Source organism: Tsuneonella aeria, assembly GCF_009827495.1.
In the GTDB taxonomy this organism is placed as follows: domain Bacteria; phylum Pseudomonadota; class Alphaproteobacteria; order Sphingomonadales; family Sphingomonadaceae; genus Tsuneonella; species Tsuneonella aeria.
Genome location: NZ_WTZA01000002.1, coordinates 343141 through 355669, shown reverse-complemented (window position 1 = coordinate 355669; position 12529 = coordinate 343141). Strand labels below are relative to the sequence as shown.

Here is a 12529-nt window from a genome sequence, read left to right as displayed (position 1 = left end):
AATCAGGTCTGACCCCTGTCGCGCCCGGGAATGCTGGCGCTTCGCAATTCAGCCGGGACCCGGGCCAATAGCCTTCAACCCTCGGCTGGGTGCGCTCGTTGACCTTCGGCTCGGTCCGCTGCTCGCGCCGCTCTTCAGCTCTTCCAGCGGCCCCAACAACCCACATCACAGTAAGCTTTCGCTCCGAAGCCTTTAGGACTCGGCAGCAAGTTTGCCCCGTTTTAGGCGTTGTCCTGAGTGCACCGGCGGGCCCCGATTCAACCATCAAGATCCGATGGCATGGCGCGTATTTCGATCATTATCGAAATAAATCTTGACGCCAAATATGCGTTTTTATATTTCGAGGTTGATGGAAATGAACTCTTCTTGGGCGGTCAAGGCTCTCGCCGGCCTTGCCCAGGAGCATCGCCTAGAACTGTTTCGCCTGCTCGTTCAGGCGGGCGAAAACGGCATGCCGGCGGGCGGCATCGCCGAAACGCTCAACATTCCGAACTCCTCGCTATCGTTTCACTTGGCCCACCTTACGCGCGCGGGGTTGATCCAGCAGCGCCGGGAAGGCCGCTCGCTCATCTACACCGCCGACTACGGCGCCATGAATGGCTTGGTAGGCTTCCTGATGGAAAATTGCTGCGGTGGTGCGGACTGCGCCTTCCCGGGCGCCAGCGGGACCCAAGCAGTCCAAACAGAACGAAATAACTCCGCATGAAATGGTTATATGCGCACACTGGCGTAACCGACCTCGGCCAGTCGATCGAGTTCTACTTCACCCTGTTCGGTGCAGAGCCATCCGAATGACCTGCGATATCGTCATCTATCACAATCCCGAATGCGGGACCTCGCGCAATGCGCTCGCCATGATCCGCAACGCCGGGATTGAACCCCACGTCATCGAGTATCTGAAGACGCCGCCCTCCCGCGCCATGCTCGAAAGCCTCCTGGCTCGTGCCGGCATTTCGCCGCGAGACCTGCTGCGGGAGAAAGGAACGCCTTTCACCGAGCTCGGCCTCGACAATCCTGCACTGTCCGATGCGCAGCTGATCGATGCCATGGTGGACCACCCGATCCTGATCAATCGGCCGCTGGTGGTTTCGCCGCTCGGAGTCAAACTGTGCCGCCCGTCGGAAGTAGTGCTCGACCTAATCCCGGCCGAGCAACGAGGCGCCTTTGCCAAGGAAGACGGCGAACAGGTTGTGGATGCCGCAGGCACGCGCGCGCTCTGACCGATACAGGACAAGCAAAAGTTGACCCAGACCATCGCTGACCCCGCTCCGGCGGCCTCACCGCTCGGTACTTTCGAACGCTTTCTGTCGCTGTGGGTGCTGCTTGCGATTCTGGCAGGCCTTGCGTTGGGCTTGGTGGCGCCCGACGCCGTCGGTGTAATAGCTGGGCTTGAATACGCCTCGGTCAATCTCGTTGTCGCAGTGCTGATCTGGGCGATGATCTATCCCATGATGGTCGGTGTCGATTTCTCGAGCATCAAGGACATCGGCCGCAAGCCCAAAGGGCTGGTGATCACCCTTGTCGTGAACTGGCTGGTAAAGCCGTTCACGATGGCGGCGCTCGCAGTGTTGTTCTTCGATTACATCTATGCCGGACTGATGTCGGAAGGCGATGCCGATCAGTACATCGCCGGACTGATCATCCTGGGCGCCGCCCCTTGCACCGCGATGGTATTCGTGTGGTCCCAGCTGACAAAGGGCGACCCGGCCTACACTCTGGTGCAGGTGGCGGTGAACGACCTCATTATGATCGTCGCTTTCGCGCCGATTGTGGCGCTGCTGCTCGGCGTTACCGACATAGTCGTTCCATGGGAAACGCTGCTCCTTTCAGTGGTGCTCTATGTGGTCGTCCCGCTGGCAGCGGGTGGGCTGACCCGGCAAAGGGTGATTTCGCATCACGGAGGCGACACGGCGTCGGTCGACGCGTTCACGGCGCGTCTCAAGCCGTGGGCGATCATCGGTCTGCTCGCCACGGTGGTCCTGCTCTTCGCCTTCCAAGCGCAAACTATCGTTTCGAACCCGCTTCTGATCGTCCTGATCGCGATGCCGATAATCATCCAGTCCTATGGCATTTTCGCCGTGGCCTATGCCTGGGCTTACGCATGGAGAATTCCGCACAACATCGCCGCGCCCTGTGCGATGATCGGGACGTCCAACTTCTTCGAACTCGCGGTTGCCGTCGCGATCGGGCTGTTTGGCCTTACCAGCGGCGCTGCCCTAGCAACCGTCGTTGGCGTTCTGGTGGAAGTGCCGGTGATGCTGTCGCTGGTGGCCATCGCCAACCGCACCCGCAACCGCTTCCCTGCCTCTTGAACCCAAGCGAACCGATGACCCGTCTGCGCACACTGACCGATCCCGATCACCTCCCCGCATTGCGCCCTGAATATGTCCATCGCAGCCCGGCGCTCGATCTGGGCCAGGTCGATCCACCCCCGCGCATCCTGTTGCTCTACGGTTCGCTGCGGGAGCGGTCCTATTCGCGGCTCGCAGTGGAAGAGGCCGCCCGGCTGCTGCAGCTGTTCGGCTGCGAGACGCGGATCTTCGACCCGTCCGACTTGCCGCTGCCCGACCAGATAAAGGATGACGATCATCCCGCAGTTCATGAACTGCGCGAGCATTCACTTTGGTCGGAAGGACACGTCTGGTGCAGTCCTGAACGACACGGCCAGATGACCGGCATCATGAAGGCTCAGATCGACCATCTTCCGCTCGCCTATAAAGGGCTTAGGCCGACGCAGGGCCGGACGCTCGCCGTCATGCAAGTCAGCGCCGGCTCGCAAAGCTTCAACTCGATCAATACGCTGCGCATCCTTGGTCGGTGGATGCGTATGTTCACGATCCCGAATCAATCGTCGGTCGCCAAGGCCTACGAGGAATTCGATGAAGCAGGTCGAATGAAGCCATCCAGCTATTACGATCGCATCGTAGATGTGATGGAGGAACTGGTCCGGTTCACTGTTCTTCTGCGGCCGCATGCGGAGCGGCTGGTCGACAGGTATTCGGAGCGGAAGGAGAACGATCGGCCGGTGGAAACTCACGTCGATAAAGCTGGGCTGGCGAGCAGCCAACCAAGCTCAAGTGCCAGCTGATAACTGTCATCCGCAATCAACGCATTACTGCACGCGCCCGTCGAGAGGAGGCGGTATCGACGTGTTCTTTAGAGTCGCGAGGCAGCGCGGCTTCTGCGCCTCCGGCGCCACGCGTTATAACCCAGCCGGCTCGGAAAGAGCACAATACCAGCCAAGATCATCACGAGGCTCAGAGCCGTGGCGCCTATAAGCAATGGTGTGTTGAAGTCCTCATGGTTCTTGAAGTCCATGATGTGAAGCGACCACAGGAAGTCGAACGTCCGCCACAGGGTCGAACGCCTCGCCGTGACGACGCCAGTATCGTGCGCGACGTATAGGGCCCGATTTGCATCATCGTCGAAATCGACGCGCCATGCCGGAAGCGCGGCGCGATATTCGGTCGATTCCTCCGTCACGAGGCTTACTTCTGCGGCTCGCAGGTCGCCGACATAGTCGGCCTCGGCAATCTGGACTGCTAGCTTTGCCGGAAGAGGCGATATCTGCCGCCCCGTCGACAGGTCATAGAGGCGCGGACGGTCCTCCCGTGGGGAAACGAGCGCTACCGGTCGGCCGAGCATCGTTCTGATCTCGATCTTTTCGCCCGGCGCTGCATCAGCGATGCGCTGAAGGCCGGCGACCGCCATCCCGATCTCTACGTCGGCCACAGGCGCAGTGGCCTTCATATGCTCGGAACGGACCTGCTCGATGGGAGCGATCGCGAAGAAAAGACCACTCACAAACCAGAACAGGATCTGGATCGCCATGAGCAGCGCCAACCACTTGTGAACTTTACCAGCAATCCGCGCAGTGGCTGACATCTTGCGCCTCTCCCCATTCGATTCATTCAAACCTTCATCGCCGACCACCACCCGGCACACAAGCTGGCGGCAAGCGGTACCTCAGGTCGTCGGTCGAGGCGACCTCGAGGAGCCGTGCATGTTGACGATTTGCCAGTTTCGGCCCGTCCGGCGCAGCACCGACGTGGTGACGCCCCGGCGCTCGACTGGAGCGCCTTCAGTTCGCTCGATCCGATAGGTGTACGTTTCAGTCGCCACCGCCACCGCGCCGTCGCACCAGAGCTCGAGGCGATGGTTGGCGAAGCGGAACGAACGGAAATGTCCGAGCTCCGGCCCAAGATGATGAGCGAGATAGTTTGCGTACGTTCCCTCGACGCCGCCGTTCTCGAACACGGCCGAATCCGCCGCGAACAGCTGTTCCGTGCCTTGCGCATCGAGACGTTCGATGGCCGCGCGATAGTCGGCAAGCACCCGCTCGATAGCCGGGCGCTGAGCGCCGCAATCGGTTTTGTGCGCCTGAGCAGGGGTACCGCTCAGGCTGACGACAGCCGCCGCCCCAGCGACAAGAAAGCTCTTCATACGTTTCCCCCTTTGAAAATGGACCACAGTCCAGAAGCGCGGCATCGCCGCGCCCCTGGGTTGTTTCCACCGGATCGTCAGCAATGGCCCGCCGCTCGGTGCTCGGGAAGGCACTCCGCTGTCGGCGACGGCGCAGGGCTAGAAGTCGGGCGCGGTGCCGCCTGCTTGGGCTGAGCGGGCGGCTGGGCGGCCTTGGGCGCAGGACTCGTGCGGGGCGCCGCCGGGGTCGCGCGATCCGTTGCCCTGGCCGAAGACGAGGCAGCGGGCGCATCGGCTGCCGGCATCGCCTCCCCGCTCAACATCGCCGCCAGATGCGCAATCTCGGCGCGCTGGTCCCGAGCGGTGCTGCGCGCTTTCGCCAGGATATCAGGGTCGCCGCCCTGGCGGATAAGAACCTCCGACATGTCCACCCCGCCTTGGTGATGCGCAATCATCTTGCGCGCCCAGGTTTCCGAAAGTGTGCTGCCGGTCGCAGCCATCATCGCGTCATGCATGCTCTTGTCGACCGGCTCGAATGGGTTGGCCTCGCCCGATCCGCCGGTGATCCCGCCAGCAAGCGACCGCTCCAACTCGCCGATTTCGCGGCTTTGCTTTTCCACCGTCATGCGCGCCATTTCGACGAAACCCGACTCGCCGCCCCGGTCGATCAGTATCTGGGACATCTCAACCGCTCCGCGATGATGCTCGATCATCTTTTTGACCCAGGTCTCTGAAGCGTTCGCGCCTACAGCCGCCATCATTCGCTCATGCATTTGCATCTCGACAGCGCCGAAGGGATTGTTGGCATCGTTCGCCATGGAGCTTGCGCTGGCATTCTCCGCGTCCTGGCCAGCATTCTCTTCGCCACTTGAACAGGCTGCGAGGGCGACCGCCCCAAGCAACAGTGTCATAATTCGCTTCATCACGTCTCTCCTCGATTGCGCAGGGTCCCATCCCGTATCTAGAAACTCATGTGGTCCATACCGTGGACAAGCGCAGCCCCGAGCCAGCCTTGGACCAGCAAGAGGAGCGTGATGGCCGCCAGCGCTGCGACCATCCCTCGGCCATAGACAGAGTTCCGCCGCCGGAACGCCCAGACGGCCACCGCGCCGCCGATCATCGCGAGCCCGGTTCCGATCCAGCGATGCCAAAGGTGGACCGCGTCAGGGTCGACGAGCACGAAGCCGCCCGTGAACCAGCCGAGGACTGCGGCGATGACGCTCGCGGCGCCCGCGACGATGATGAGCGCGCGAATGAGCTCGACCGTCTCGCCTCGTCGCCGCGCGAGGATCAGGGCGACGAGAGCCACCGGAAAGAGCGCGATCGGAAAGTGCACCGCGAAGGGATGTGTTCGGCCGACCCAGCTCATCAAGCGCTCGGAAAAGCTTTTCGGCGCCGCCACCTCCATCGCCTCGGCATGATCTTCGATCATCTCATGCATGGCGCCTGGCGTGGTGGTGGGAGGCGACCGACCCTGCTTAACAGCGGTCTGCGCCGCCTCGTTTCGCTTGTTGTGGTCCTTGTGAGCCGCGCCCGGCGTTGACGAGAGCGCGAGAACCGCGGCCATGAGCACAAGTACCATGAAGCGAGGGACGTTCAGAACCATGTCCTCACTCCCACGAGAAGGCGCCAGCCGCCGACGCCCTCTCCCTCAGCCCGGCGAAAACGTGCCGTGTCGCCGAAGGCACGCTCGTATTGAGCACCGATGTAGGGGGCGACCACGGCCAGGCCTGCTTCAGGGTAGAGCTCATACCGCAGCCTCGCCCCGAACTCCGCCGTCGAGATGCCGCTGCCCAGCCTCAAGTCCGGCACATCCTGAAACGAAAAGTCGATTTCGGCCCGCGGCTGAAAGATCAGGCTTTGGGTGAGCCGCAAATCGTATTCGGCCTCAGCCCGCGCGGTGAGGTCCCCCTTGTTCGAGAGGAACAGGGCACCTTCTACTTCGAACCAGTAAGGGGCGAGCCCCTGAATGCCGAGCACCAGATGGGTGCGGTCGGGACCGGAGCGCAGATCCTGCCGGACACCTGCTTGCAGGTCGAACCAGGGGTCGATGGCACGGCTCCACAGCGCCTGTACCTCGACCTCTTCCAGCTCCCCGCCGAACTCGCCCTCGCCCTCTGTTTTGAGCCAGAACTTGTCGATGTCGCCGCCGTACCAAAATTGCGCGTCCCAAGCGTACCCTTCGCGCCCTTCACCGATGGACGCCTCCAGCTGGTCGACCAGAAAACGGTAAGCCTTCAGCCCGCCATGCTCCTGGGCAAGCTCCGCGCGCGAACGCGCGGCCGCGGCCGTATCGAAGTACAGATCCTGGGCGTGGGCAGGTCCGGTGAACGCCTCTGGCGGCGGTGGAGCTTCGGCGATCTCAGCGCCGGCTGATAGCTTGCAGTGCCCCATCGCCGCATGCTCCGGCGCGCACGTGGTGGCCCCCGGAGGTGCGGCTTGCTCGGCCGGCATCGTATGGCCCGCGTGCGGGTCGACGCCAGAGACAGGTGGCGACGGCTGTGTGGGCGACGTGCAGTGGCCCATCGCCGCATGTTCAGGCGTGCACGTCGCGGCAGGAAGAGGCGAAGGCGCGGCGACGGGCTGCGCTGCCGGCATCTGGCAGTGCCCCATTGCCGCGTGCTCGGCGGTGCAGCCTGCAGTGGCCGGTGCTGGCGCTGGCACTGGCGCTGGCGCCGAAGTTGAAGGCGCCATGGTGCAGTGTCCCATCGCGGCGTGCTCGGCTGTGCAGGACGGCGACGGCTCGGAGGGCTGCGCTGCGGCTGCAGCTATCATGCAGTGGCCCATCGCAGCATGTTCAGGCGTGCAAGTCGCCGCCGGCGCGGAAGCGGGTGGAGGCGAAGCCTGAGCATGGCCGCTATGCTGGGCGAGCGCGGGGCTGGCGATCGCAGACGCCAGCAGCAGGAGGATCGCGCGCTTCATGCTGCGCCTCCATCAAGCGGGCGGACCGTCACGACGCGCATCATGCCGGCGTGCATGTGGTAGAGAAGATGGCAGTGAAAAGCCCAGTCACCAGGCGCATCAGCCGTGAGATCGAGGTCGACGAAACCGCCGGGCATAACCTTCACCGTGTGCTTGAGCGGCTGGCTGGCCCCCTGGCCGTTGACGATCTCGAAGAAGTGCCCGTGCAGGTGCATGGGGTGGGTCATCATCGTGTCGTTGATGAGCCTGAGACGAGCACGCTCGTTGCGGGCGAAACGGTAAGGCTCTGGATTTTCGCTCAGCTGCTCGCCGTCCATCGACCACATGAACCGTTCCATGTTGCCAGTAAGATGAATGTCGATGCGCCGCGTCGGCGTGCGTGTATCCCGATTGGGAGTGAGCGACGCCATGTCGCTGTAGGTGAGGACGCGGTGCCCGACATTCTCCAATCCGATGCCGGGGTGACCGGTGCGATCGACAGGATTGGGCGCGATCATGTCGACGCCCACACCCACGGGGAAATCCACTTGCGACGCATCCCGCATGTCCATGCTGGAGTGATCCATGCCCGCCATCGAACCAGCCCCGGCCGCCACGCCGGAAGCGGCAGGCGTGCCATGCCCCATTGCGGAATGGTCCATGGCTCCCGGCGCGGCCGGCGCCGCGCCATGATCCATGCTTCCATGATCCATGCCGCCCATGCCCATGTCGGTCATGTTCAGCGTGGGACGTTCCCGCAACGGGGGGACCGCGGCGACCATGCCCATGCGCGGCGCGAGTGTCGCCCGGGCCATGCCGGACCGGTCGATGCTCTCGGCCACGATGGTATAGGCATGATCGCGTGGCTCGACGATGAAGTCGTAGGTCTCGGCGTTGCCGATCTGCACTTCGTCGACTTCCACCGGGCGCATGTTGATGCCGTCCGTGGCCACGAACGTCATCGGGAGCCCGGGAATACGGAAGTTGAACGTCGTCTGCGCCGCCGCGTTGATGATCCTCAGCCGCACCCGCTCGCCGGGCCGAAAGATTCCAGTCCAGTTCTCGTCCGGACTGTGGCCGTTGATCAGCAGCGTGTAAGCGGCCTCGGTCACGTCCGAGATGTCGCTCGGGTCCATCCGCATCCGCGCGAACATCAGACGATCCTCGGCGCTCAAGGTCTCGCTGCGCTGATCGAGCAGCGTTTCCTTCTGGCGATTGAAGAAGCCGCCTTCGGCCTTCATGCGCGAGAAGATCCGATGCGGGTGCATGAAGCTCCAGTCCGACAGCACAATGACATGCTCGCGGTCGTAGGCCACTGGATCACTGCCTGCAGGATCGATGATCATCGGCCCGTAATGGCCGAGCTGCTCCTGGAGCCCTGAGTGGCTGTGATACCAGTAGGTGCCCGACTGGCGGAGCGGGAATTCATAGGTGAAGGTGGAGCGCGCCCCGATGCCGGGGAAGCTGACACCCGGTACGCCGTCCATCTGGAAGGGCACGATCAGCCCGTGCCAGTGGATCGAGGTATCCTCGTCGAGCCGGTTGTCGACCACGATCCGGACGTTCTGGCCTTCGCGCAGTCTGATCAGGGGAGCCGGTATCGTCCCGTTGATCGTGATGGCATGTCCCGTGCGGCCATCAACCTGGAAGGCGCTCTCGGCAACCGTCAGCCGAATGTCCTCGCCCGTGATCGTCGGCGATGCCTTGGCAGCCAGCCCGTGGCTCCCGGTCTGCGCCCAGGCGGGAAAGAGATGGGATGCGCCAAGTCCGGCCACACCGATGGCGCCGCCGCGCAGGAGGGCGCGCCTGTGAATCAATTGGCTCATTGTAGTTCCTTGTCGCTCTGCAGAGCGGAAGATGATGCAGAATGCGGGAAGGCAGCGCCGAGCGCCGCCTTCCCCGCCAGCTACTGTTGCGCGGGCATGTTATGCCCGGCATGCGGATCGGCTTCGGCATCGGCCGCTGGAGCTGTGTCCTCGGCTTTCGCCATGTCGCAGCAAGGCATGGCCTTGCCTTCCGCCTTCATCTTGGCGCAGCACGCCATGGTTCCGTCCGCCGCTTTCTCGCAGCAGTCCATCTTGCCGCCGGCCATGTCATGTCCGGCATGGGGTTCGGAAACAGGAGCATCGGAGTGGCCGGCGTGGGCCTGCCCTGATGCGGCATGTTCTGCGTGGTCGGCGTGATTGATGGCCGGTGCGGTTTGCGCGAGCGCGGGAGAAGCGACCAGCATGGCGATCGCTGCAATCAGCATTTTCATCTCAATAACTCCTGAGTCGTTCGAAAAACAAAAAGTTTGGTTCGACGCTCAGGCAGTTCGGGGTGGTGGGTCGGCGGATTCGGGGTTCAGGCCGTGCATCCGGTCCATCAAAGGCAGCGGGTGTGCAACGGCAGGCAGCATCGCGGAGTCTGCAAAGAGGTTGCCGAGCGGGGGAATCGCCGAACAGGTCACAGCGCAGTCCGACAGGCAGTCTTTTTGGCGAGAACTGTCATCCTCGTTCTGATTGTCGCCCCTCGTTTCGGCACAATGGGCAGAGTCGCCCGCAGACTGCTCATGATGCGAAGAGGATGCACTCATGGATGACTGCGCCATGGCCGCAGGACCGCCCAGCATGCTCAGCGGCGCGAACACGATCGCGAGCATGGCAAGAAACGGCAGGAGGCGTCGTGCAACCATCGGCGCAAGATAGGCCCACCTCAGGCGACCTGCAATCATCTATCCTGCTCCCAGGCAAGCACTTCGCCTCTACACACCGTGCGTTCCCGGGAAAAATCCGAGCGCGGTCAGTCCCATCCAGACCGCCATCCCGATCATCATCAGGTTTTCGGTGAGTGAGACAAATCCAAGCGGCACATTGCTCGATCCGCCGACGCAAGCGCATTTCAACTCCCGCTTGTCGATGTAGACGGCCTTGAACACCGAGACTGCGCCAATCGTGGCGATGAACAGAGCAACCGGGACCGAAAGCCACGTCAGCGCTCCAGCCGCCATCAGAACTCCGGCGAGGCCTTCGGCGAACGGGTAGACGTAGCTGTATGGCACCCATCGTTTCGCAAGCAGATCGTAGTTGAGAAACATCGTCGCGAACGTCTCGATGTTCTGTAGCTTGAGCAGCGCCAGCACAATCATCGAAAAGGCGATGAACCACTCGGCGGCGCGAACAGTGAAAAGGCTACCGATCACGGCGTAGCTGGCGGCACCCGCCATCAGCGCAGTCATCGCGAACAACGCGATGATGGGGCGATAGCTGGTCGCCTTGGGATCGGCGACGGGCTTGCCGAGAAAGCGGCGCAGATCGTCATAGCCGCCGATGCGCTCGCCACCGATGAAGATTTGAGGCGTGGTTTGCACCCCGTGCTCCGCCTTGAACGCATCGGTCTGCTCGCGCGTGGTGAGGTGCCGGTCGACGATCCGGAAGCCCGATCGCCGGAGGAGATCAACAGCCTTGAGCCCATAAGGGCAGGTGTGAGTTGGCATCACCATCCGATAGACAATCGCCTCTTTGGCGATCGCCGGATGCTTACTTGGGTCCGACATTTCACGTCTCCTTGTGATCTCGTCGGCATCGATATAGGTTGCGTACTATGGTACAGAGTCAAGAAGTATTCTCGCTGACGATCGGTCGGCTGGCCGCTGCCGGCGGCGTCGGGGTCGAAACCGTCCGTTTCTATCAGCGGCGGGGGCTTCTCAGCACCCCGACGCGCGAGACCGGCATCCGCCGATACGACGCCGATGATCTGCGCCGTTTGCGGTTCATCAAGCAGGCGCAGGCGGCTGGCTTCACTCTCGAGGAAATCAAGGAGCTTCTAGCGCTCGACTCAACCCAGGACCGCAGTCGCGCTCGCGAGCTCGCCCTCGGTCGAATCACTGCGCTGGATACGAAGATGGCGGAGCTCGAAAGAGCGCGAAGCGCTCTCCAGCGGCTGGCCAAAGAGTGTGGCAATGGCAGCATGGGGCCGTGTCCGATCCTGGCGTCGTTTGACGGGCTGATCATTGACGCGTCGTAGTTTTCACCGGCGGGCGAAGCGCATGCACGGGTAACGACCGGTCATCCGTCGACTGGTGCGGCCCCATCTCGGGAGCAAGAGGATACCGAGCCCTGCTGACGCGGTTAGCAGGGTAAGTGCAGGCCGCTTTTGAGCTTCGAGAAAGAGGCTGGTGCGCCGCGCGTGATAGTCCTGATGGCCATCGCAATACGCCGCATATTCGGCAGAACCTCGTGGGCAAGGTAATACTGCCCACCGCCACGAGCCGGGCGCGCCGCCGCATGAAAATTGAGCGCTGGGTGTCCTGCACGTGTAACCTACGGCTCGTCGTCTCCTCGCCGTGCCGGATGGGTGCGCTCCGCTGTGTCGAACCTTCTCCAGCCGCTGCCCCAGAAGTTCGTGGAATCGGCTGACGAGCCGCTTCCAGCTCCATCGCTCGGTTTAGTCCGATCACGATCACCCAGCGCCGTCCGAGAAAAACTTCGCCGACGGCGTTCGCTCTGAGCAGAACCGTCGCAAGCGGCTCCGCGGTCTGCTGAACGCCTGCGGCTGGGGTGTAGACGAGACTTGTTGAACTTGCCGAAGAGAGCGCCTCCGCTGAAGCGCTCCCGCCGGTCGCAACGGTGGATTACCGGCTAACCGACCGAACCGCCTCGTCGCACGATTCCGCACAGCGCCGGCAGTGCTCTGCGCAGATCCGGCAATGCTGGTGCATCTCGGCGTGCTTTTCGCATTCTTCTGCGCAGGCCCTGCAGGCAGTTGCGCAGGCCTGCATGGCCGCGGCAATGACCTGCTCATTGCTGCCGGTACGGCGAATCCCAACTGTGCCTGCCGCGATACAGAGGTCAGCGCAATCCTGGTTCAGCCGGATGCACTGGCGAAGCTGGTCCACCATGTCTTCCGCGAGGCAGGCGTCAGCGCACGAGATGCATGTTTGGGCGCACGAGTAGCATTCCTCAAGGCAGCGGATCAGCGCTTCGTTGGTATTGCCTTGGACGCTTGGATGAGTGGCGATCATTTCTTGCATGTGGTGCATCGTATCTCTCCTGTTGAGTGGAAAAGGCAGGGGGCCTGCTCATCAAAGGAAGCGCTAGCGGAAGGTTCCGCGGCGATGAGCCAAGGCGAGGCTGCGTCGCCACCGATTGGTAGGAAAGGCATGTGCCGTGAATTCGCTTGGAATGCCGAATGGGTCCCTTGGCATCTTCTTGCCGTTATCTACCCG

The 12529-nt window shown here is 62.7% G+C and carries 15 protein-coding genes; 5 read left to right on the top strand and 10 right to left on the bottom strand.

Annotation, left to right across the window (positions count from 1 at the left end):
- Nucleotides 1-355 precede the first annotated feature (355 nt).
- The 4 genes from GRI40_RS12245 to arsH all read left to right on the top strand — a co-directional run bounded on the left by GRI40_RS12245 (nucleotide 356) and on the right by arsH (nucleotide 3088).
- Nucleotides 356-706: an ArsR/SmtB family transcription factor gene (locus GRI40_RS12245; protein ID WP_160612081.1), complete on the top strand. Its 351-nt coding sequence runs from the start codon at nucleotides 356-358 to the stop codon at nucleotides 704-706.
- An 85-nt stretch (nucleotides 707-791) separates the two neighbouring features.
- A complete protein-coding gene (gene arsC, locus GRI40_RS12240) occupies nucleotides 792-1220 on the top strand; it encodes an arsenate reductase (glutaredoxin) (protein ID WP_160611830.1) in 429 nt (142 codons plus the stop codon).
- A gap of 21 nt (nucleotides 1221-1241) precedes the next feature.
- Nucleotides 1242-2312, top strand: a complete 1071-nt coding sequence (arsB, locus tag GRI40_RS12235) for an ACR3 family arsenite efflux transporter (RefSeq protein ID WP_160611829.1) — start codon at nucleotides 1242-1244, stop codon at nucleotides 2310-2312.
- A 14-nt stretch (nucleotides 2313-2326) separates the two neighbouring features.
- A complete protein-coding gene (arsH, locus tag GRI40_RS12230; protein ID WP_160611828.1) occupies nucleotides 2327-3088 on the top strand; it encodes an arsenical resistance protein ArsH in 762 nt (253 codons plus the stop codon).
- A gap of 68 nt (nucleotides 3089-3156) precedes the next feature.
- On the opposite strand, the gene GRI40_RS12225 is transcribed toward arsH, so the two are convergent.
- From GRI40_RS12225 to GRI40_RS12185, 9 genes are all read right to left on the bottom strand, one after another.
- Nucleotides 3157-3936 carry a PepSY domain-containing protein gene (locus GRI40_RS12225; protein ID WP_337190567.1) on the bottom strand — a complete coding sequence of 260 codons (780 nt, stop codon included), beginning with the start codon at nucleotides 3934-3936 and terminating at the stop codon, nucleotides 3157-3159.
- Nucleotides 3937-3966: 30 nt separating this feature from the next.
- The gene (locus GRI40_RS12220) at nucleotides 3967-4488 is read right to left on the bottom strand and encodes a YybH family protein (RefSeq protein WP_160611826.1); all 522 of its coding nucleotides are present in this window, start codon (nucleotides 4486-4488) and stop codon (nucleotides 3967-3969) included.
- A 32-nt stretch (nucleotides 4489-4520) separates the two neighbouring features.
- Nucleotides 4521-5333: a DUF305 domain-containing protein gene (locus GRI40_RS12215; protein ID WP_207912475.1), complete on the bottom strand. Its 813-nt coding sequence runs from the start codon at nucleotides 5331-5333 to the stop codon at nucleotides 4521-4523.
- A 50-nt stretch (nucleotides 5334-5383) separates the two neighbouring features.
- Nucleotides 5384-5989, bottom strand: coding sequence for a DUF2231 domain-containing protein (locus tag GRI40_RS12210; RefSeq protein ID WP_160611824.1), 606 nt, complete (start codon nucleotides 5987-5989; stop codon nucleotides 5384-5386).
- 29 nt (nucleotides 5990-6018) lie between these two features.
- Nucleotides 6019-6816, bottom strand: coding sequence for a copper resistance protein B (locus GRI40_RS13935; RefSeq protein WP_207912474.1), 798 nt, complete (start codon nucleotides 6814-6816; stop codon nucleotides 6019-6021).
- A 524-nt stretch (nucleotides 6817-7340) separates the two neighbouring features.
- On the bottom strand, nucleotides 7341-9149 hold the full coding sequence (locus GRI40_RS12200; protein ID WP_160611823.1) for a copper resistance system multicopper oxidase: 1809 nt from the start codon (nucleotides 9147-9149) through the stop codon (nucleotides 7341-7343).
- An 80-nt stretch (nucleotides 9150-9229) separates the two neighbouring features.
- On the bottom strand, nucleotides 9230-9580 hold the full coding sequence (locus GRI40_RS12195) for a hypothetical protein (RefSeq protein WP_160611822.1): 351 nt from the start codon (nucleotides 9578-9580) through the stop codon (nucleotides 9230-9232).
- Nucleotides 9581-9628: 48 nt separating this feature from the next.
- Nucleotides 9629-10036, bottom strand: a complete 408-nt coding sequence (locus GRI40_RS12190) for a hypothetical protein (RefSeq protein ID WP_160611821.1) — start codon at nucleotides 10034-10036, stop codon at nucleotides 9629-9631.
- A 30-nt stretch (nucleotides 10037-10066) separates the two neighbouring features.
- Complete coding sequence (locus tag GRI40_RS12185; protein WP_160611820.1) at nucleotides 10067-10858, bottom strand: glutaredoxin family protein; 792 nt, start codon at nucleotides 10856-10858, stop codon at nucleotides 10067-10069.
- Nucleotides 10859-10905: 47 nt separating this feature from the next.
- Between GRI40_RS12185 and GRI40_RS12180 the strand changes: the two genes are divergently transcribed.
- On the top strand, nucleotides 10906-11328 hold the full coding sequence (locus GRI40_RS12180) for a MerR family transcriptional regulator (protein ID WP_160611819.1): 423 nt from the start codon (nucleotides 10906-10908) through the stop codon (nucleotides 11326-11328).
- A gap of 607 nt (nucleotides 11329-11935) precedes the next feature.
- Here the strand turns inward: GRI40_RS12180 and GRI40_RS14200 are convergent.
- Nucleotides 11936-12325, bottom strand: coding sequence for a four-helix bundle copper-binding protein (locus tag GRI40_RS14200; RefSeq protein WP_474104392.1), 390 nt, complete (start codon nucleotides 12323-12325; stop codon nucleotides 11936-11938).
- Nucleotides 12326-12529 lie beyond the last annotated feature (204 nt).

Excerpts from the sequence above, each read along its gene's own strand:
- GRI40_RS12245 (WP_160612081.1), top strand. The coding sequence starts at position 356 with ATGAACTCTTCTTGGGCGGTCAAGGCTCTCGCCGGCCTTGCCCAGGAG.
- arsC (WP_160611830.1), top strand. The coding sequence starts at position 792 with ATGACCTGCGATATCGTCATCTATCACAATCCCGAATGCGGGACCTCG.
- arsH (WP_160611828.1), top strand. The coding sequence starts at position 2,327 with ATGACCCGTCTGCGCACACTGACCGATCCCGATCACCTCCCCGCATTG.
- GRI40_RS12220 (WP_160611826.1), bottom strand. The coding sequence starts at position 4,488 with ATGCCGCGCTTCTGGACTGTGGTCCATTTTCAAAGGGGGAAACGTATG.
- GRI40_RS12215 (WP_207912475.1), bottom strand. The coding sequence starts at position 5,333 with ATGACACTGTTGCTTGGGGCGGTCGCCCTCGCAGCCTGTTCAAGTGGC.
- GRI40_RS12210 (WP_160611824.1), bottom strand. The coding sequence starts at position 5,989 with ATGGCCGCGGTTCTCGCGCTCTCGTCAACGCCGGGCGCGGCTCACAAG.
- GRI40_RS13935 (WP_207912474.1), bottom strand. The coding sequence starts at position 6,816 with ATGGGGCACTGCAAGCTATCAGCCGGCGCTGAGATCGCCGAAGCTCCA.
- GRI40_RS12200 (WP_160611823.1), bottom strand. The coding sequence starts at position 9,149 with ATGAGCCAATTGATTCACAGGCGCGCCCTCCTGCGCGGCGGCGCCATC.
- GRI40_RS12195 (WP_160611822.1), bottom strand. The coding sequence starts at position 9,580 with ATGAAAATGCTGATTGCAGCGATCGCCATGCTGGTCGCTTCTCCCGCG.
- GRI40_RS12190 (WP_160611821.1), bottom strand. The coding sequence starts at position 10,036 with ATGATTGCAGGTCGCCTGAGGTGGGCCTATCTTGCGCCGATGGTTGCA.
- GRI40_RS12185 (WP_160611820.1), bottom strand. The coding sequence starts at position 10,858 with ATGTCGGACCCAAGTAAGCATCCGGCGATCGCCAAAGAGGCGATTGTC.
- GRI40_RS12180 (WP_160611819.1), top strand. The coding sequence starts at position 10,906 with ATGGTACAGAGTCAAGAAGTATTCTCGCTGACGATCGGTCGGCTGGCC.
- GRI40_RS14200 (WP_474104392.1), bottom strand. The coding sequence starts at position 12,325 with ATGATCGCCACTCATCCAAGCGTCCAAGGCAATACCAACGAAGCGCTG.